The sequence below is a fragment of the Streptomyces sp. ITFR-6 genome, from assembly GCF_031844725.1.
In the GTDB taxonomy this organism is placed as follows: Bacteria; Actinomycetota; Actinomycetes; order Streptomycetales; family Streptomycetaceae; genus Streptomyces.
The window spans coordinates 1,511,226-1,530,007 of sequence record NZ_CP134612.1; the positions used below are offsets into that span (position 1 = coordinate 1,511,226).

General features: G+C 72.4%; 13 protein-coding genes and 2 pseudogenes. 7 read left to right on the plus strand and 8 right to left on the minus strand.

Annotated features, from left to right (window positions below; all coding sequences use genetic code 11):
- Nucleotides 1–15 precede the first annotated feature (15 nt).
- Entirely contained in the window at nucleotides 16–201 is a 186-nt protein-coding gene (locus RLT59_RS06545; RefSeq protein WP_311302518.1) for a hypothetical protein, read from the minus strand.
- A gap of 174 nt (nucleotides 202–375) precedes the next feature.
- On the opposite strand from RLT59_RS06545, the gene RLT59_RS06550 reads away from it, so the two are divergent.
- The gene (locus RLT59_RS06550; RefSeq protein ID WP_311302519.1) at nucleotides 376–1,875 is read left to right on the plus strand and encodes a S1 RNA-binding domain-containing protein; all 1,500 of its coding nucleotides are present in this window, start codon (nucleotides 376–378) and stop codon (nucleotides 1,873–1,875) included.
- Nucleotides 1,876–1,884: 9 nt separating this feature from the next.
- Here the strand turns inward: RLT59_RS06550 and RLT59_RS06555 are convergent, their stop codons facing one another.
- From RLT59_RS06555 to RLT59_RS06565, 3 genes and pseudogenes are all read right to left on the minus strand, one after another.
- Nucleotides 1,885–2,598: a 3'-5' exonuclease gene (locus RLT59_RS06555; RefSeq protein WP_311307632.1), complete on the minus strand. Its 714-nt coding sequence runs from the start codon at nucleotides 2,596–2,598 to the stop codon at nucleotides 1,885–1,887.
- A gap of 86 nt (nucleotides 2,599–2,684) precedes the next feature.
- Nucleotides 2,685–2,996 (minus strand): annotated as a pseudogene (locus RLT59_RS06560) (exonuclease domain-containing protein); the annotation flags it as partial.
- An 83-nt stretch (nucleotides 2,997–3,079) separates the two neighbouring features.
- Nucleotides 3,080–4,312, minus strand: a complete 1,233-nt coding sequence (locus RLT59_RS06565) for a DUF5919 domain-containing protein (RefSeq protein WP_311302520.1) — start codon at nucleotides 4,310–4,312, stop codon at nucleotides 3,080–3,082.
- A gap of 378 nt (nucleotides 4,313–4,690) precedes the next feature.
- Between RLT59_RS06565 and glgX the strand changes: the two genes are divergently transcribed.
- Both glgX and treY read left to right on the plus strand, forming a co-directional pair.
- Nucleotides 4,691–6,865 carry a glycogen debranching protein GlgX gene (gene glgX, locus RLT59_RS06570; protein WP_311302521.1) on the plus strand — a complete coding sequence of 725 codons (2,175 nt, stop codon included), beginning with the start codon at nucleotides 4,691–4,693 and terminating at the stop codon, nucleotides 6,863–6,865.
- Nucleotides 6,866–6,956: 91 nt separating this feature from the next.
- On the plus strand, nucleotides 6,957–9,338 hold the full coding sequence (gene treY / locus RLT59_RS06575; protein ID WP_311302522.1) for a malto-oligosyltrehalose synthase: 2,382 nt from the start codon (nucleotides 6,957–6,959) through the stop codon (nucleotides 9,336–9,338).
- Here the strand turns inward: treY and RLT59_RS06580 are convergent.
- Complete coding sequence (locus tag RLT59_RS06580) at nucleotides 9,310–10,326, minus strand: cytochrome P450 (protein WP_311302523.1); 1,017 nt, start codon at nucleotides 10,324–10,326, stop codon at nucleotides 9,310–9,312. The genes treY and RLT59_RS06580 overlap by 29 nt on opposite strands.
- Before the next feature lie 140 nt (nucleotides 10,327–10,466).
- The gene (locus RLT59_RS06585) at nucleotides 10,467–11,432 is read right to left on the minus strand and encodes a LysR family transcriptional regulator (protein WP_399124922.1); all 966 of its coding nucleotides are present in this window, start codon (nucleotides 11,430–11,432) and stop codon (nucleotides 10,467–10,469) included.
- Between RLT59_RS06585 and lpdA the strand changes: the two are divergent.
- A pseudogene (gene lpdA, locus RLT59_RS06590) lies at nucleotides 11,322–12,708 on the plus strand (dihydrolipoyl dehydrogenase). The gene RLT59_RS06585 and the pseudogene lpdA overlap by 111 nt on opposite strands.
- A 6-nt stretch (nucleotides 12,709–12,714) precedes the next feature.
- On the opposite strand, the gene RLT59_RS06595 reads toward lpdA, so the two are convergent.
- A complete protein-coding gene (locus tag RLT59_RS06595) occupies nucleotides 12,715–13,281 on the minus strand; it encodes an FHA domain-containing protein (RefSeq protein ID WP_311302524.1) in 567 nt (188 codons plus the stop codon).
- A gap of 205 nt (nucleotides 13,282–13,486) precedes the next feature.
- Here RLT59_RS06595 and RLT59_RS06600 point away from each other — a divergent pair, with 205 nt between their 5' ends.
- Both RLT59_RS06600 and RLT59_RS06605 read left to right on the plus strand, forming a co-directional pair.
- A complete protein-coding gene (locus RLT59_RS06600; protein WP_311302525.1) occupies nucleotides 13,487–14,440 on the plus strand; it encodes a GNAT family N-acetyltransferase in 954 nt (317 codons plus the stop codon).
- Between the two features lie 43 nt (nucleotides 14,441–14,483).
- Nucleotides 14,484–15,377: an aminoglycoside phosphotransferase family protein gene (locus tag RLT59_RS06605; RefSeq protein ID WP_311302526.1), complete on the plus strand. Its 894-nt coding sequence runs from the start codon at nucleotides 14,484–14,486 to the stop codon at nucleotides 15,375–15,377.
- A gap of 9 nt (nucleotides 15,378–15,386) precedes the next feature.
- Here RLT59_RS06605 and RLT59_RS06610 read toward each other — a convergent pair whose 3' ends face one another.
- Nucleotides 15,387–16,742, minus strand: coding sequence for a GH1 family beta-glucosidase (locus tag RLT59_RS06610; protein ID WP_311302527.1), 1,356 nt, complete (start codon nucleotides 16,740–16,742; stop codon nucleotides 15,387–15,389).
- A gap of 195 nt (nucleotides 16,743–16,937) precedes the next feature.
- On the opposite strand from RLT59_RS06610, the gene treZ reads away from it, so the two are divergent.
- Nucleotides 16,938–18,698: a malto-oligosyltrehalose trehalohydrolase gene (gene treZ, locus RLT59_RS06615; RefSeq protein WP_311302528.1), complete on the plus strand. Its 1,761-nt coding sequence runs from the start codon at nucleotides 16,938–16,940 to the stop codon at nucleotides 18,696–18,698.
- Nucleotides 18,699–18,782: the final 84 nt, after the last annotated feature.

Sequence of the window (18,782 nt, forward strand, 5' to 3'; positions counted from 1 at the left end):
GAAGCAGCCGCGCCCTCAGTATCCCTCCGGCAGGAGGTCCAGGCCCTGGAGGGTGCCGAGCGCCGACTCCGCCAAGAGCATGCGCGCGAGGTCCGGGAGCTGCGCTCCTCGATCAACGTCCTCGCACAGCAGGTTCAGCTCCTCACGCTGGAGAATCAGCGTCTCTCCAAGGCATCTGAGCGAAGCGATCGCGTCACTCACATCGACCGCCGCTGATCGATGCGACCTGATGCGGCACGGTATCCCGCTTGCAGAAGGTGATCCCACTCGCCATCCTCAAAGGCGGCGATGCGCCAGCTCACCCCACCCCACCCCACGCTCCCGATCACGAGATCGGCTGCTGAGGGAGCATCGTCAACAACCACGGGGAGCAACGTGCCGCCTTTCGTCTACCGGATCACCAAGTACGACCCTGCCGACCGCGACGAGCACGGCAGCTACATAGGCACTGAGGGCTCGACCAGCGACCACGGACCGGTCGAGGCCGCCTATCTGCAAGCGATTGCCGCCTTCGCCGAGGACACCGGCATCGACCGACTGGCCATTCGCGAGCCGGGGATCTCCGGCCTTGCCCACTTCGGCCTGGAGCCATCGGTCGACGGTCACGGCCTTGCCGGGCTCTTCCCGCCCAATCTCAGCGGGTTCCACGACGGTGCTGAGGTGTCTCTCTCCCTCGGCCTGGAGCTGGTCAGGGTCATGCTCCGCGACAACGGTGCATGGTGCCGTCTGGAGGTGGAGGACAGGTTCGTCGTGCAGGTCGGTTGGGACCAGTACGTCTACGTCAGCAGCGACAAGCCCTGCGAGCGCGCCTTTGCCCGCACCCTGGCTCTCGGGCTCTTCCCGGAGCGGCTGGAGGCCTCGCCCTACGACGCGGACTTCGACGAGCCCGGCGTGCAGCGGCCCGCCGACGAGGACTTCTGGGCCCGTCTGCGCTGGTCCATCGCCATGCGGCAAGCAGCGATATTGGAGGAGGGGTACCTCCACAATGCCTCCCGCTGGCATCGCCTGACTGATGGGAACCTCGCTGCGGCACGCGCCCGGCTCACCCCGCGTGCCCAATTGACCGTCTGGCCTGACCTGTCCACCGATGTCGACGCGGTCCTCGCGTCGCTTCCCGACGAGGGTCCGGTGGAATTCGTATGGGAAGACGAGAACGGGGCTATCTCCAGCACGATGGCCGACGAGTCCGAGTACCGGGAACTGGCCGCCCAGGTGGCGGGCGCCCGTGCCGCTATGGCCCTGTCCTTGGCTCTCGACGAACGCCACCCTCTGTTCACCGCGGTCCTTCCCGACAGCGACGGTGTCCTCCGCGCGCGGTGGAGGACCGAGCCGACGCCGAGCGACTGGAACTGGGCCTTTCTGAAGACTCTCCACCGGGGGCAGATCTGCACGGGCACGGTCACGGAGATCGCCAGTTTCGGCGTGACCTTTGTGGACATCGGCGGCTTCACCGCGATGATCAATATTCCAGAGCTGTCCTGGCGCCGTTTCGATCACCCTTCCGACGTCGTCGCTGTCGGCCAGGAGATCTCGGCCGAGATCCTCGACGTCGACTTGGTGCGCGAGCGTGTGGCGCTGTCACTGAAAGCGTTGCAAGAGGACCCGATGCCGCCGTTCGTACAACAGGTCGGCCAGACGGTGACCGGCGTCGTGACCAAACTCGTGCCGTTCGGCGCCTTTGTCCGTATCGAAGACAGAGAGGACGGCCTCGAAGGCATGGTGCACCTCACCGAGTTGACCGAAGGACAGGTGGACCGGCCCGAGGATGTTGTTCAGGTCGGAGACAGCCTCCCCGTGAAGATTCTGGAGGTCGACCTTCCACGGCATCGGATCACCCTCTCCCACCTGCAGGCCTTCGCGCCCGGAGAGCGTTGACCAACGCGGTCATCGCTGCCGGGGAATGAGCGGCCAGGCCGGCTCGACGACTGCCGTCGGATCCGCGGTACGCCGCAGATAGGCCTGCAAAGAGACAGACTGTTCAGCCGCCGCTCGTACCTGAAGGTCATGTAGATCCGCCAACGGCATCAGGCCGACGGGCTGGTGCTTCTCACCCATGCGTCGCACCACACGGGCGGCGGCCACGGCATCGGCCTTCGCATTGTGCGCGTCATCGAGCGACACCCCGTAGTGAGCACACAACGCATGCAGGGCTCGCGTGCCCTTCCGGTACTTGTCGATGTGCTTGTCGAGCACCAGCGGATCGATGACGGGCAAAGGCACACCGCCCAGCCGCTCGCTGATCGACTCGATCTCGTAGCGCCGACACTCACGGTCCAGCAGCGACAGGTCGTAGCGTGCGTTCATCACCACCAGAGGCGTCCCAAGGCGCAGCCCCTCGGCGACGGTCTGCGCGATGTCCTCGATGGCGGAAGCAGCCGGTACCCCGTGCTCGCGGGCATGTTCCGTCGAGATGCCATGGATCGCCGAGGCCTGCTCGGGTATGGCCACCCCGGGATTTAGCAACCAGGTCCGCTCAGCCGAGACGACACCCCTCGAATCCAGGCGCACGACCGCCGCCGTCACAATGCGATCGGTCTCTACGTCGGTGCCCGTGGTCTCCAGGTCGAAGGCCACCAACGGCCCACTGATCCAGCTCATCACGCGGCCCTCATTCCAGCGTGGGCCGCCAGCTGGCGCCGCCCTGCTCCATGAGACATCTGAGACGCGTCTGGCGTGCGGGGATAAAACGCGGCGTTGTACGCGACGACCGGCACACCCTGGCGCCAGTAGTCCGCCAGGGTGTCGGCGATCTCGTCGGCCACCTCGCGCACCGGCCGGCCCTCCGCCGCCGCCCGCTCGCTGCTGATGCCGTGGATCGCGGAGGCCTGTGCGGGGATCCGGATGCCCGGATCCGCCAGCCAGGTGCGCTGCCGCGCCGGCTCCGCGTCGCCGTCACGGAGACCGACGACCGCGGCCGTCACGATCCGGGCCTCCAGCGGCTCCGTGCCCGTCGTCTCCAGGTCGAAGCCGACCAGCGCATGCCGGTGCCAGCTCATCCCTTACCTCCTTCGTGGTGCTTCCCCCAGGTGACGACCACCCTCGCACGGGCCACTGACAGCACCCTCCCGAGGTCCGTACGTCAGGAGACCGGCCGGGAGTCCGTCCACACGGATTCGAACTCCTCGCGGTACGTCTCGAACAGGCCGTGCTCGCTGTCCTGCCCGGCGCGCACCACCGCACGGCCGCCGCCCCTGAGCACCAGCACGGGCGCCTCCATGCCCCGGGCCCGGCGCAGATACGTCTGGACGACGCCCACCGCGTCGGCGCCGTCGCCGTCCACCAGGTAGGCGGTGAAGCGCGGGGTCTCGTCGAAGACATGGATCTCGAAGGCGCCCGGGTCGCGGAGCTTGGAGCGGACCCGGCGCATGTGGAGGATGTTCATCTCCACCGTCCGGCTCAGCTCCCCCTTCTTGAGCCCCAGCTCCCGCTCCCGGCGCTTGACCGCGCTGCTGGCCGGGTTGATGAAGAGCAGCCGGACCCGGCAGCCCGACTCGGCCAGCCGGATCAGCCGGCGGCCGGAGAAGTTCTGCACCAGCAGATTGAGCCCTATGCCGATCGCGTCCAGCCGGCGCGCTCCGCCGAAGAGGTCCTCCGCGGGCAGCTGGCGCTGGAGCCGCACCCGGTCGGAGTGGACGGAGACCACGTCCGCGTACCGGTCGCCCACCAGCTCCTCGACGGCGTCGACGGGGAGCCGGTCCGCGGAGGGCACAGAGGCGCCGCTGCCGAGGATCTGCAGCAGCCGCGCCGAGGCGCGCTCCGCCTGGGCGAGCACCGCCTCGTTGAGCGCGCGGTTGCGGGAGACCACGTTGCGGGCGACCTCCAGCTCGTCGAGGGCCAGCTCGACATCGCGGCGGTCGTCGAAGTAGGGCTCGAAGCAGGGCCAGTGCTGGACCATCAGCTCACGCAGCTGAGGCAGCGTGAGGAAGCTCAGGACGTTGTCGTCGGCCGGGTCGAGCAGATAGCCCTTGCGGCGGGAGACCTCGCGCACGGCGACGGCGCGCTGCACCCACTCCTGTCCGGCGGGCCCCGCCGCGGCCACCACCCAGTCCTCGCCGTGGACCGGCTCATAGATGGGCTGAAGCACCGCGGCCACCACGGCGCGCAGCCGCTGTTCCACGAGATTCAGCCAGATATAGGCGCGCCCGGCCCGCTGCGCACGGGTGCGCACCTCGCTCCAGGCGTCCGCTCCCCAGTCCAGCTCCGCGCCGATCTCCAGGGGCCGGGCGAGCGAGACCGCGCCGGGCGGCACATCGGTGGCGTCCCCCTCGTGACCCGCGTCACCTGGGGGCAGCTCGAAGCCTCCCGAGCTCACCCGCACACCGCCTTCCACTCCCCCACCAACGATCAAGGAAGGGTACTCCGGGAGCGGGAGCCGGTGCAGCCGGATGCACAGGCTCCTTCTTCAACTCCCCTACGGATCAAGCCTGTTCTCCGGGACGAGATCTGCCGTAGTGAGCGGATTCATAGTGATTAAACACCCCATCGCAAGCCGCATACCGGGCAGCGGGCAGAGCGGGGCCACCGGATTCGGGTTCCGGGCGACAAGAAGAGGCCCGATGTTGACCGGACTGTGCGACGCCGTCCCCCCGATTGCCGGTCGGTCCTAGGTAAGTGCCGCCCTTTCGGGGAAGATCTGGCAGGGAGCCCGCATTCCCCAGGCAACCGCATCAGAGTGGAAGAGTCGAAATCTATGCAGGTCTGGCCGGGACAGGCGTACCCCCTCGGTGCCACGTACGACGGCGCCGGGACCAACTTCGCGGTCTTCTCGGAGGCCGCCAACCGAATCGAGTTGTGCCTGCTGCACGACGACGGCTCCGAGACGGCGGTGGAGCTGCGGGAGACCGACGCGTTCGTCCGGCACGCCTATCTGCCCGGGGTGATGCCGGGTCAGCGCTACGGGTTCCGGGTGCACGGGCCGTACGAGCCGCAGCACGGCGCCCGCTGCAACTCCGCGAAGCTGCTGCTCGACCCGTACGCGCGGGCGGTCGCCGGGCAGATCCAGTGGGGCGAGGCGGTGTACGGCTATCCGTTCGGCCGGCCCGACGCGCGCAACGACCTCGACTCGGCGCCGCACACCATGACGTCCGTCGTGGTCAACCCGTACTTCGACTGGGGCGACGACCGGCGTCCCCGTACGGACTACCACCGCACGGTCATCTACGAGGCCCATGTGAAGGGCCTGACGATGCTTCATCCGGGGCTGCCCAAGGAGCTGCGCGGTACGTACGCCGGGCTGGCGCATCCGGAGGTCATCGCGCACCTGACGGAGCTGGGCGTCACGGCGATCGAGTTAATGCCGGTGCACCAGTTCGTACAGGACCACCGGCTGGCGGACGCGGGGCTCGCCAACTACTGGGGATACAACACCATCGGCTTCTTCGCCCCGCACAACGCCTACGCTTCCTGGGGCGACCGGGGCGAACAGGTGCTCGAATTCAAGCAGGCGGTGCGGGCGCTGCACCAGGCGGGCATCGAGGTGATCCTCGACGTGGTCTACAACCACACGGCGGAGGGCAACCACCTGGGTCCGACGCTCTCCTTCCGGGGCCTGGACAACGCCTCGTACTACCGGTTGACCGACGATCAGCGCTACTACATGGACACCACGGGGACCGGGAACTCCCTGCTGATGCGCTCCCCGCACGTGCTCCAGATGATCATGGATTCGCTGCGGTACTGGGTGACCGAGATGCATGTGGACGGCTTCCGCTTCGATCTGGCCGCCACCCTGGCCCGCCAGTTCCACGAGGTGGACCGGCTGTCGTCGTTCTTCGACCTGGTGCAGCAGGACCCGGTGGTCAGCCAGGTGAAGCTGATCGCGGAGCCGTGGGACGTCGGCGAGGGCGGCTACCAGGTGGGGAACTTCCCGCCGCTGTGGACCGAGTGGAACGGGAAGTACCGGGACACGGTGCGGGACCTGTGGCGCGGTGAGCCCCGGACGCTGGCCGAGTTCGCCGGGCGGCTGACCGGCTCCTCCGACCTCTACCAGGACGACGGCCGCCGGCCGCTCGCCTCGATCAACTTCGCCACCTGCCACGACGGCTTCACCCTGCACGACCTGGTCTCGTACAACGACAAGCACAACGACGCCAACGGCGAGGGCAACCGGGACGGCGAGAGCCACAACCGGTCCTGGAACTGCGGCGTGGAGGGCGAGACGGACCGGCCCGAGGTGCTGGAGCTGCGCGAGCGGCAGATGCGCAACTTCATCGCCACGCTCATGCTGTCGCAGGGCGTGCCGATGCTGAGCCACGGCGACGAGTTCGGCCGCACCCAGCTCGGCAACAACAACGGCTACTGCCAGGACAGCGAGCTGTCCTGGGTGCACTGGCCGGACCCGGCCCAGGCAGCGGCCGACGAAGAGGGCGACGGCGAGGAGGCGGCGGAGCCGGGCGGCGACGGGCTCTCCCGCAGCCTGCTGGAGTTCACCCGGGCGATGGTGTGGCTGCGCCGCGACCATCCGGTCTTCCGGCGGCGCCGGTTCTTCCACGGGCGGCCGGTGGAGGGCACGCACGACGAGCTCTCCGACATCGCCTGGTTCACACCCGAGGGCCAGGAGATGACCCAGCGGGACTGGCAGGCGGCGCACGCGAAGGCCCTGACGGTCTTTCTGAACGGGCACGCCATCTCGGAGCCGGGCCCGCGCGGCGAGCGGATCTCCGACGACTCCTTCCTGCTGATGTTCAACGCGAGCGCCGAGACGCTGGAGTTCGCCGTCCCGGTGAACCACGGCCGGCAGTGGCATGTGGTCGTCGACACGGCGCGCCCGGCCGGAGTGCTGACCGGCGCCGGGCCGAAGGTGGCGGCGGGCGATCGGGTGACGCTGGTGGGCCGGAGCATGGTGGTGCTCCAGCGGCCCGCGTAGGGCGAACGGAGGTGTGCTGCCGGGCCGCCGGTCGGACCCTTGTGAGCGAAGGGGTGACACAGGCGGCCCGGATCTGGGTACGAACGTCTTCATGACGCCTTCCGCCACGTACCGGCTCCAGCTCCAGCCGGACTTCCCGTTCTCGGCCGCCGAGGACGCCGTGCCGTACCTCGCCACGCTCGGCGTCTCCCATCTGCACCTGTCCCCCGTCCTCGAAGCCGTGCCCGGCTCCACGCACGGCTACGACGTCGTCGACCACGGCCTGGTGCGCGCCGAGCTGGGCGGCGAGGAGGGGCTGCGGCGGCTCGCCCGCACCGCCCGGCGCCACGGGCTCGGGCTCGTCCTGGACATCGTGCCGAACCACATGGCCACAGACCCTCGCCACAACCACGCGCTGCGCGAGGTGCTGCGCAAGGGGCCCGACTCCCCCTACGCCCGCTGGTTCGACATCGACTGGGCGGCGGGTGACGGGAAGATCCTGCTGCCCGTGCTGGGCGGCCGGCTCGGCGACGAGATGGACGGGTTCCGGGTCGACGGGGACGTGCTGCGCCACGGTGAGCAGGAGTTCCCGCTCCGGGCCGGCACCTCCGGCCTCGCTCTGCCCGAGCTGCTGGACGCCCAGCACTACCGGCTCTGCTGGTGGCGGCTGGCCCGCACCGAGCTGAACTACCGGCGGTTCTTCACCATCTCCGAGCTGATCGGGGTCCGGGTGGAGGACCCGGAGGTCTTCGCCGCCACCCACGCCAAGATCCTCGAACTGGTCCGGGACAGGACCGTCGAGGGGCTGCGGATCGACCACCCCGACGGGCTCGCGGACCCGGCCGGGTATCTGGAGCGGCTCTCCGCGGCGAGCGGCGGCGCGTGGACCGTGGTGGAGAAGATCCTCACCGGCCCCGAGCCGCTGCCGGCCGGCTGGGCGGTGGCCGGGACGACCGGGTACGACGCACTGCACCGGATCGACGGCCTCTTCGTCGACCCGGTGGGCGCGGCGGAACTGCTGGGCCACTACCGGGAGTCCGCCTCCCCGGCGGGTGACCGGGGCGGCTACTGGCAGGCGACCGTGCGCCGGGCCGCGTACCGCGTCGTCACCCATGAGCTGGCCGCGGAGACCGCGGCTCTGACCCGGCTGGCGTCGCGCGTCTGCGCGGAGGACCCCGCACTGCGCGACCACGCCCCGTGGGCGCTGCGCACCGCGGTGCGTGAACTGCTGGTCCAGGTGCCGGTCTACCGCCCGTACGTGACGGCCGGCGGACCCTGCACCGAGTCGGCCGGGGCGACGCTGGACGCGACGGCGGTGAGCGACGCCAAGGCGGTGTTCGCGGTACGGGAGGAGGCGTCGGCCGTCGATGTGGTGCGGGAGCTGGCGCTGGGGCGGCTCGGTCCGGGCGGCGACCGGGCGGCGTTCTGCGACCGGTTCGCGCAGACGGCGTCCGCACTGCGGGCCAAGTCGGTCGAGGACACCGCGTACTACCGGTACGTGCCGCTGATCTCGGCGAACGAGGTGGGCGGCGATCCGGGCAGGCCGGCGGTGGACCCGGCGGACTTCCACGCCTTCTGCGCCCGTCTCGCCCGGGACTGGCCGGCCACCGGCACCGCGCTGACCACGCACGACACCAAGCGCAGCGCCGATGTCCGGGCCGCCGTCGCGGTGCTCTCCGAGTGTCCAGGGCGGTGGTCGCGGCTGGTGGCGGAGCTGACCCGGACAGCCCCGGCGGCACCCGATCCGCAGCTGGCCTGGCAGGCGTGGCAGACCGCGTTCGGCTGCGTGGGGTTCCCGGCCGGTGAGCAGGCGGCACGGCTGGAGCCCGCCCTGCTGAAGGCGGTGCGGGAGTCGGGCCTCTTCACCAGCTGGACCGAGCCCGATCCGGGGTACGAGCGGGCGATGTCCGACTTCGTGGCCGCCGGTCCCGCCGCCGCGACCGGCCCCGCCCGGCAGCTGCTCGCGGAGTTCGCTGCCACGCTCGCCCCGCATGTCCGGGCCAATGTCCTCGGCGCGGCGCTGGTGCAGCTGACGATGCCGGGGGTGCCGGACCTCTACCAGGGCACCGAGCGCGAGTACCTGGCGCTGGTCGACCCGGACAACCGGCGGCCCTTCTCGCCGCCTCCCCCGGACGCGCCCGCCTCCGCGAAGGAGGCGCTGACGGCGGCGGCGCTGCGGCTGCGGCGCGAGCGGCCCGGGGTGTTCGGGGAATCGGGAACGTACGCCCCGCTGGCGGCCTCCGGACCGGCGGCCGGGCACTGTCTGGCCTTCTGCCGCTCGGGCGAGGCCGTCACCGCGGTGACCCGGCTGTCGCTCCGGCTGGCGGAGTCGGGCGGCTGGCGCGGGACGGAGCTGGCGCTGCCGGACGACGGGGTGTGGCGGGATCTGCTGACGCCGGGCCGGGAGTTCTCCGGCGGTACGGTCGCGGTGGCCGAACTGTTCGAGGAGCGGCCGGTGGCGCTGCTCAGCAGGGTCGCACCAGCAGGGACCTAGGACCCCGGGTGAGCAGGCCGGTGGCGGACGGCCGGAATCCGTCCGCCCAGCGGAGCCCCGGCATCGCGGCCAGCAGGGCGCGCACCCCCTGTTCGGCCTCCAGCCGTCCGAGCACCACGGCCGGGCAGCCCGCCGGGCCGACGGTGGTGCGGCCCTGGTCGCGGCGGAAGGGGTCGAACAGGTCCGGTGCGGCGAACCGTTCCGGATCGCGTCCCGCCGCGCCGATCAGGCAGGCGACGGGGGCCCGCGCCGGGAGGGTGCCGCCGCTGAGGGTGACCTCGGTGAGGGTGCGCCGCAGGACGACCTGGACGGGCGGGTCCCGCCGCATCGTCTCCGTCCAGGCGCGGCCGGCGAGCGCGGGTTCGACGCGCAGGGCGGCCAGCAGGTCGGGGTCGTCCAGCAGGTTGGCCAGGAACGAGGCGAGGGCCGTCTCACGCAGTCCGGTGTGCCGGGTACAGGGCCCGTCGCCCGGGTGGGCGCGGTCGCCGTCGCGGGTCCGGAAGGGGCTGCTGCCCGCGGGCAGCCAGCGGCAGAACTCCTCGACGAGATCGGCCTGCCGCCGCCCGGCGATGCGCCGGGCCAGCACGAACGCGGTCCGCTCGACGCGCTCCGCCAGGTGCGGGGGCACGGTGCCGGTGACCACCGTGTACCGCTCGCGGGGCAGGCAGCGAGCGCTGCCGTGGCAGAGGCCGAGCGGGGCGGGGCCGCCGCGCGGCGCCCCGTCGTGCGGGAAGCCGGTGAACCGGGGGCCGGTGAGCGCGGCGACCACGTCGTCGTACCGGCTGACCAGCCAGGCGCCCAGCGCGGCGTCGTAGCAGAGCGGATGGTCCTCGCGCAGCACCCGGTAGAGCCGGTACGGGTCGCGGGCGGCGCCGGGGGCGAGGAGACTCGGGCCGGCTCCCGGGCGGGCGGAGCGGGACGGCCCGGCGGGGCGGTGGTCGGGCGAGGGCGTCGGGGCGGGTATGCCTCCTGGAGCGTCGGCCTGCATCCGTACCCCCGGTGGTCGGTGCGCCGGTGTGCGGCGCGGTCCCTGCCAGGGGATCACCCGGACGGGCCCGCCGCAGTCGGCGCGCGGCCGTCCGGGTGACGGGGCGGGGCGTGCGGCGGCGGGAGCAGTCCGGACAGGCGTCAGGGGGCGGGCCGGGGGCCCGCTGGCCGGGTGGCGGCGAGCAGTTCGGCGAACGCAGCGGCGGCGCCGGTCAGTTCGACGCGGGAGAAGACCGCGAGCGGGCGGGACCACGGCGGGTCCACGGTGAGCACCGCGCAGTCCTCCCCGACGGCTCCGCGCACGACATGCGCGGGGGCGGTCGCGATTCCGACCCCGGCGGCGGCCATCCGTACCGCGGTCGAGGTGTGCTCGGTCCGCACCGCTGTACGCGGTACGAAGCCGGCTTCGGCGCAGACCCAGTCCAGGAACGGCCGGCCGTGCACGACGGCCTCCATCGCGCACCGCACCCAGGGGCGGTCCGCGAGCTCCTGGAGACGGACGGAGGCGCGTCCGGCGAGCCGGTCGTCGAACGGGACGACCAGCACGATGCTCTCCTCACCGATCGGGACGAGGGGGCCCGGCCAGTCGGCGGGCGGCGGGCCGACGGCGAGGTCGGCGGTGCCGCGCTCGATCTGTTCCCCCAGGGCCTCCGTGGTGGCGTACTCGTGGAGTACGAGGCCGACGCCGGGGTGGCCGGCGCGCCAGCGGGCGAAGACCTCGGGGAGGACGCCGCCGGCGATCGCGTGCGCGGTGGCGATGTGCAGTTCGCCGCCCTCCGCGCCGGCCGCCGCCCGTGCCGCGCGCCGGGCCTGGGCGGCGCTGCGCACGGACCGTTCGGCGTGCGGCAGGAAGGCGCGGCCCATCGGGGTCAGCCGCACGCCGCGCGGCAGCCGTTCGAGCAGGGCGCCGCCGGGGGTCCGCTCCAGGGCCTTGATCTGGTGGGACAGCGCGGGCTGGGTGACGTGGAGCAGCTCGGCGGCCCGGGTGAAGGAGGTCTGGTGATCGGCGGGGGGACGGGCGGCTACTCGACCGCGCTGCGGGCCGCGGCGCTCGGGCTGCGGGTGGTGCTCGTGGAGCGCGACAAGGTGGGCGGCACGTGTCTGCACCGGGGCTGCATCCCCAGCAAGGCGATGCTGCACGCGGCGGAGTTGGTGGACGGCATCGCGGAGGCGCGTGAGCGGTGGGGGGGTGAAGGCGACCCTGGAATCGGTGGACTGGTCCGCGCTCGTCGCGACCCGGGACGACATCGTGGACCGCAACCACCGAGGGGTAACCGGCCATCTCGCGCACGCCGGGGTGGAAGTGGTCTACGGAAGCGCGGAGTTGACGGGCCCTCGCGGTGTCCTGATCGACGGGTACGGGGAGGTCGCCGTCCGGCGCGGCATCGTGCTGGCCACCGGGTCACGGCCGCGCACCCTGCCGGGCCTCACGGCCGACGGGCGGCGGGTGGTCACCAGCGACGACGCGCTGTTCGCCGCCGGTCTGCCGGAGTCGGTGCTGGTGCTGGGCGGCGGGGCGATCGGCGTCGAATACGCCTCCCTGCACCGCTCGATGGGCGCCCGGGTCACCCTGGTGGAGGCCGCGGACCGGCTTGTGCCGCTGGAGGACGCCGATGTGTCCCGGCACCTGACACGCGGGCTGAAGCGGCGCGGGATCGATGTGCGCACGGGTGCGCGGCTGCTGGAGGCGACCGTGCTGGAGGACGGGGTGCGGGCCGCTGTCCGGACCCCGCGCGGCGAGACCCGCACGGTGGAGGCGGAGCGGCTGCTGGTGGCGGTGGGCCGGGTCCCGGTGACGGACGGGCTGGGGCTGGCGGCGGCCGGACTGTCCACCGATGAGCGCGGCCATGTGGTCCCGGCGGACTGGGACCGGCTGGAGACCTCGGTGCCGGGCATCCACGTGGTGGGCGACCTGCTGCCGCCGCCGTCCCCGGGGCTGGCCCACGCGTCCTTCGCGGAGGGCCTGTTGGTGGCCGAGACGCCGGCCGGGCTGCGTCCGGCGCCGGTGGACTACGCGGCGGTGCCCCGGGTGACGTACTCCGCCCCGCAGACCGCCGCCGTGGGGCTCTCCGAGGCCGGGGCCCGTGACGCCGGGCACGACGTGGTGGTCGGCACGATGCCGCTGACGGCGGTCGCCAAGGGCATGGTGCACGGGCAGGGCGGGATGGTGAAGGTGGTCGCGGAGCGGAACGGCCGGGTCCTGGGCGTCCATCTCGTCGGGCCGCACGTCTCGGAGATGATCGCGGAGAGCCAGCTGATCGTCGGCTGGGACGCCGAACCGTCCGACGTGGCCCACCATATGCACCCGCACCCGACGCTCTCGGAGGCGGTCGGTGAGGCCTTCCTGACCCTGGCGGGCCGGGGGCTGCACCAGCAGGCGTGAGGCCCTCTACGCGGGCGGCCGGAGCGCGGGGGCGGAGAGCCGGAACATCATCGTGCCGAAGCTCACCTGGTCCCCCTCGCGCACCGAGACCGTCCCCGTGACGCGCTGGCCGTTGACGCAGGTGCCGTTGGTCGAGCCCAGGTCGCGCAGCAGCCAACGGCCGCCGTGCACGGTGAGTTCGGCGTGCGTCCGGGAGACGGTCTCGTGGCTGAGACGCAGACCGTTGCCCGGGTCCCGGCCGATGAGCAGGGGGTACGGACTCGGCGCCGGCAGCAGCAGTTTGGGCAGCCGCTCCGCCCACCAGGCCCTGCGCACCCGGCCGGGGAAGCCGGAGACCCCGCTGACGACCCGGATCAGCTGCCGCGACAGCCGGCCCCCGGTGTCCAGATCGGCGGTGAGCGCCGCCAGCTCCTCCGAGCGGTTCGCGGTCAGGGCCAGTTCCATGCGCCGTATGAAGGTGTCGTGGGAGAGCCTTCCCTGCGCCGCGCCTTCTCTGAGCACGCCGAGAACACGGTCGCGCTGGGCGTCGGACACCCGCGCGGGATACGTGTGGAACTCGAAGGAGGACGTCACAGGGACAAGTGTCGGGCCGATGGCCCCAACGTGTCCAGAACGGCCGTCTCTTCCCCGCTCCTGACCTGCGCGGGCGGACCGGCCGGGGGCTCTCGGACACCCCCCTTCCGGATATTCGCGGGCGCCCGGAGCGGGACGTTGCTACCGTCTGCCGCCGTGCCGCCCCGACGACCGCCGGGGCATCCCCGTAGTCTCTGGAGACTTTGTGCCCGCTGCACCACTCGAACTGAACATCCGGCCGCTCGCCGGCCCGCAGGAGCTGGATCTCTTCCGCCGGCTGCCGTACGTCCTGGACCACGAACTGGCGGACGACCTCGACTCCGGCCGGCGCCGCCCGGAGTGGATGTGGGTGGCGCTGCGGGACGACCGGGTGGTGGCGCGGATCGCGTGGTGGAGCCAGGACGGCAAGGTGCCGCTCCTTCTCGACTTCTTCGATCTCGACGACACCCTGCCGGAGCCGGAGCGCGGCGAGGCGGGCCTGCGGCTGCTGGAGACGGCGAGCGCGGCGGTGCTGCCCGCCGGCGCCCCGCGTCCCGAGTACGGGCGGTACGTGCCGCCGGACTGGCGCGAGGACCCGGTGGTCCGTGACGCCGTCGAGGCCCGGATCCGGGTCATGGAGCGCACCGGTGCCCGGATGCTGGTCGAGCGGCTGCGGCTGGAGTGGCGCGCGGGCACCCCGGTGCCCGCCGGCAGCGGCCGGCTGCGGTTCCGCCCGGTCGCCGGGCGCGCGGACCTCCTCGCGCTGATGGCGCCCGTGATGGAGGGCACCCTCGACGCGCACGGCCAACAGGACCTGGCCTCCGGCCTGTCGCCGCTGCGGGCCGCGGAGAAGCACTACGACGAGGAGCTGGCCCGCTACACCACGCCGAAGGACTGGTGGCGCGTCGCGGAGCTGCCGGACGGCGAACCGGTCGGCTTCGTGATCCCGGCCCGCAACAGCTACAACCCGATCATCGCGTACATCGGTGTGCTGCCCGCGCACCGAGGTCACGGCTACATCGACGACCTCCTCACCGAGGGGACCCGGGTGCTCGCCGGGCAGGACGGGGTGGAGCGGATCAGGGCCGCGACGGACCTCGGCAACGTACCGATGGCGAAGTCCTTCGAGCGGCTGGGGTACGTCAACTTCGAGCGCGCGTTCGACATGGTGTGGGACTGAGGAACCCGCCGCCTACGCTGGCCGTGACCGCTTGGAGGAGCGCATGGAACGAGACAGCGTCGACGAGGGCTTCGTCCGCACCCTGGTCCGGGACCGCTACCCGGAGCTGGCCGGTCTGGAGATCCGGCGGGTCGCCTCCGGCTGGGACAACCAGCTCTGGCGGCTCGGGGACGAGCTGGTCGTCCGGCTGCCGATGACCGAGCGCGCTCCCGAGCTGCTGCGCAAGGAGTTCCGCTGGCTCCCGGAGCTCGCCGGGCGGCTGCCGCTGCCGGTGCCGACGCCCCGGTTCCTGCACGAGCCGGACGGGCTCTTCCCCCGGCCGTGGTCCCTGGTGAGCTGGGTTCCGGGCGAACCGGCGGACGGCGTCGAGGTCACCGACGCCGCCCGCTCTGTGGCGAACCTCGCGGGGTTCCTCCGCGCCCTGCACCGGCCGGCGCCGGCAAACGCCCCCACGGACCCGGGGTGCGGCGGCTCCCTCGCCTCGGTCACGGACGACTTCGAGGCCCTGCTCGCCGGGGTGGCGGAGGCGGTCGACGTGGCGCGGGTGCGCCGGGTGTGGGAGCGGGCGGTCGCGGCGCCGCGGTGGACCGGGCCTCCGGTCTGGCTGCACGCCGATCTGCACCCCGCCAACGCCGTCGTCGCCGACGGCGCGATCTCCGGCATCGTCGACTTCGGTGATCTCTGCGCCGGTGATCCGGCCGTCGACCTGGCCGCCGCGTGGAAGCTGCTGCCGCTGGGCTCTGACGGCGACTTCTTCGACGCGTACGGCGGGACGGACGAGGCGACCGTGCGGCGGGCCCAGGGCCGGGCCGTGCTGAAGGCCCTCGTGCTCGTCTCGGTGGGCCAGGCGTGGGACCGGGGTCTGCCCGGCGGCCAGCCGACCTGGGGCCGGGCCGGCCGTCAGGTCCTGGAGCGGGTCTTCGCCTGCGCCGCCTGAGGGCGGCCGTCAGCCGCCCTGCCGCTTCTGTTCCCTGATCATGTCGCGGTACCAGCCGTACGAGTCCTTGGGGGTGCGGCGCAGCGTCTCGTAGTCGATGTGGACCAGCCCGAAGCGCTTGGCGGCCCCCTCGATCCACTCGATGTTGTCGGTGAGCGACCAGGTGAAGTAGCCGCGTACGTCGACGCCCGCGTCGATGGCCGACCGCAGCGCGTTCAGATGGGCGTCGAGGAAGGCTATCCGGCGGGTGTCCTCGGCGGGTTCGTCGATGGCACAGCCGTTCTCGGTGATGTAGAGCGGCGGGAGCCGGTCGCCGTAGCGGCCGTTCAGCTGGACGAGGGTGTCGCGCAGTCCGTCGGGGACGACGGGCCAGCCGAAGTCGGTCGTCTCGTACCCCTCGATCTGCCGTATGCCGAAGGGCAGTCCGGCAGGCATGTCGAATCCGGCGAAGGTGTCGAGGGCGGCGGCCGCGGGAGCGCCGACGAGCGTGGGGTTGTAGTAGTTGACCCCGTACCAGTCGAGTGGGGTGGAGATCGTCCGCAGGTCGTCCTCGACCGGTCCGGGCATCAGTGCGGCGAAGTTCTCGTCGGGGTAGCGGCCGGTGAGGAGCGGGTCGGAGAACAGCCGGTTGGTGAGGGTGTCGTACAGCTCCGCGGCGAAGCGGTCCTCCTCGCTCTCGCCCGCGGTCCAGACCGGGGAGTGGGAGACGGCGATGCCGATGTTCCCCGCGCCCGCGGCCCGCAGTGCGCGGACGGCCAGTCCGTGGGCGAGGAGCTGGTGGTGGGCGGCGGGCAGGGCGTCGAAGAGGAGGGTGCGGCCGGGGGCGTGCTCACCGAGTGCGTAGCCGAGCAGGGTCACTTCGGCGGGTTCGTTGATGGTGATCCACATGGGGACGCGGTCCGCGAGGCGTTCGGCGACGGCACCGGCGTACTCGGCGAAGCGGTGGGCCGTGTCCCGGTTGAGCCAGCCGCCCGCCTCGTCCAGCGGGAGCGGGGTGTCCCAGTGGTAGAGGGTGGGGGCCGGGGTGATCCCGTGTGCGCAGAGTTCGTCGACGAGACGGTCGTAGAAGTCGAGCCCCTGGGGGTTGACCGGCCCGCTGCCGCCGGGGACGACGCGCGGCCAGCTCACCGAGAAGCGGAAGGCGTCCGCGCCGAGGCCGGCCAGCAGGGCGACGTCCTCCCGGTAGTGCCGGTGGAAGCCGGTGCCCCGGTTGGTGTCGGCGCCGTCCTTGATGCGTCCGGGCTGCGCGGCGAAGGCGTCCCAGCCGGACGGCCCCTTGCCCTCGGTGTCCGCGGCCCCCTCGGTCTGGAACGCGGAGGCGGAGGCGCCCCAGAGGAAACCGGGCGGGAACGTCGGCACAGTCATCTCGGCCTCCACAGCCGTTGGTAGGACCACCGGCAATCGGGGACGGTCCAAGAGGGAGTGCGTATGGCAGAAGTCGGCAGGGCAGTGATCAGAACCAGACCTTAATCGCCAGTAACGGGCTCGTTCCAGTGTCGTTGGTCGGTGATCGCGGCTTCTGCCGACCATGGCCAGGGGCGAGGAGACGAGGAGCGTCGCATGCTGTTCGACGTATGGGCACCGGATGCGGAGTCGGCCGCGCTGCGGCTGGCCGGTGAGCTGCGGTCCATGGAGCGCGACCCCGTACGGGCGGGCTGGTGGACGGCCGAGGCGGAGGCCGGGGACGGCGACCGCTACGGCTTCGTCCTCGACGGCGGGCCGGTGCGACCCGACCCCCGCTCGCGCCGCCAGCCGGACGGGCCGGACGGTGAGAGCGCGGTCGTCGACCACTCCGCGTACGCGTGGCGCTCCGAGTGGGCCGGGCGCGGACTGCCGGGCGCCGTCCTGTACGAGCTGCACGTCGGCACGTACACGCCGGAGGGCACCTTCGACGCGGCGGCCGCGCGGCTCGGGCATCTGGCCGAGCTGGGCATCACCCATGTGTCCCTGATGCCGGTCTGCCCCTTCCCCGGTGTCCACGGCTGGGGGTACGAGGGGGTGTCGCTGTGGGCGGTGCACGAGCCGTACGGCGGCCCGGAGGGGCTGAAGCGCTTTGTCGACACCGCGCACGGGCTCGGGCTCGCCGTCGTCCTGGACGTGGTCCACAACCACCTGGGCCCCTCCGGCAACTATCTCCCGTCCTTCGGCCCGTACTTCACCGAGACGCACCACACCCCGTGGGGCGCGGCGGTCAATCTGGACGCCCCCGGCTCGGACGAGGTGCGGGCGTTCCTGCTGGGCAGCGCGCTCGCCTGGCTGCGTGACTACCGGCTGGACGGGCTGCGGCTCGACGCGGTCCACGCGCTGGCCGACACCCGGGCGCTGACGTTCCTGGAGGAGCTGTCGGCGGCGGCCGACGCGCTCTCCGCCGAACTGGGCCACCCGCTCTCGCTGATCGCGGAGTCCGACCTCTGCGACCCGCGGACGACGACGCCCCGGGAGTCGGGCGGCGCCGGTCTGCACGCGCAGTGGAACGACGACTTCCACCACTGTCTGCACACCGCCCTCACCGGCGAGTCCCAGGGCTACTACGCGGACTTCGCGGTCGCCCCGCTGGCCGCGCTGGCGAAGACCGTGTCGGGCGCCTTCTTCCACAACGGCACGTATTCCGGCTTCAGGGGCCGTACGCACGGCCGCCCCGTCGACGTCACCCGCACCGCCGCCCACCGCTTCGTCGGCTACGCCCAGACGCACGACCAGATCGGCAACCGGGCGCTCGGGGACCGGCTCGCCGCCTCCCTCTCCCCCGGCCTGCTGGCCTGCGCGGCGGCGCTCGTGCTCACCGGCCCGTTCACGCCGATGCTCTTCATGGGCGAGGAGTGGGGCGCCCGTACGCCCTGGCAGTTCTTCACCGACCACACGGACCCGGAGCTGGCCGAGGCGGTGCGCAGCGGCAGGCGCCGGGAGTTCGGCGCGCACGGCTGGGCGGAGGAGGACATCCCGGACCCGCAGGACCCGGCCACCCGGAACCGCTCCTGCCTGGACTGGGACGAACCGGGCCGGGAACCGCACGCCCGGCTGCACGCCTGGTACCGCGAGCTGATCGCGCTGCGCCGCGCCATGCCCGACCTCTGCGACCCGGATCTGGCGACGGTGAAACCGGCGTACGACGAAGAGGCCCGCTGGTTCGCCTGCCGCAGGGGCGATCTGCGGATCGCGGTCAACCTGGACGAGAAGCCCGCCGCGATCCCGCTCGGCGGCGGCCGGCACCGCAGCGGCGGGGGCAGGGTGCTGGCCGCCTGGCAGCCGGTCGGGGCGCCGGGCGCGGACGGCGTGCTGCACCTGCCGGCGGAGTCGTGCGTGGTGCTGGCCGACGGCTGAGCGCGAGGCGGTCCGCGCCCCGTAACCCGCTTGCCCTGAAGCGCACTTCTACTCATAGCCTGCCGGAAACCAACGGGAGGATCT

Bases quoted from the DNA above. Each gene is read 5' to 3' on its own strand.
- treZ (WP_311302528.1), top strand. From the start codon at position 16,938: ATGCTGTTCGACGTATGGGCACCGGATGCGGAGTCGGCCGCGCTGCGG.
- RLT59_RS06610 (WP_311302527.1), bottom strand. From the start codon at position 16,742: ATGACTGTGCCGACGTTCCCGCCCGGTTTCCTCTGGGGCGCCTCCGCC.
- glgX (WP_311302521.1), top strand. From the start codon at position 4,691: ATGCAGGTCTGGCCGGGACAGGCGTACCCCCTCGGTGCCACGTACGAC.
- RLT59_RS06555 (WP_311307632.1), bottom strand. From the start codon at position 2,598: ATGAGCTGGATCAGTGGGCCGTTGGTGGCCTTCGACCTGGAGACCACG.
- treY (WP_311302522.1), top strand. From the start codon at position 6,957: ATGACGCCTTCCGCCACGTACCGGCTCCAGCTCCAGCCGGACTTCCCG.
- RLT59_RS06580 (WP_311302523.1), bottom strand. From the start codon at position 10,326: ATGCAGGCCGACGCTCCAGGAGGCATACCCGCCCCGACGCCCTCGCCC.
- RLT59_RS06605 (WP_311302526.1), top strand. From the start codon at position 14,484: ATGGAACGAGACAGCGTCGACGAGGGCTTCGTCCGCACCCTGGTCCGG.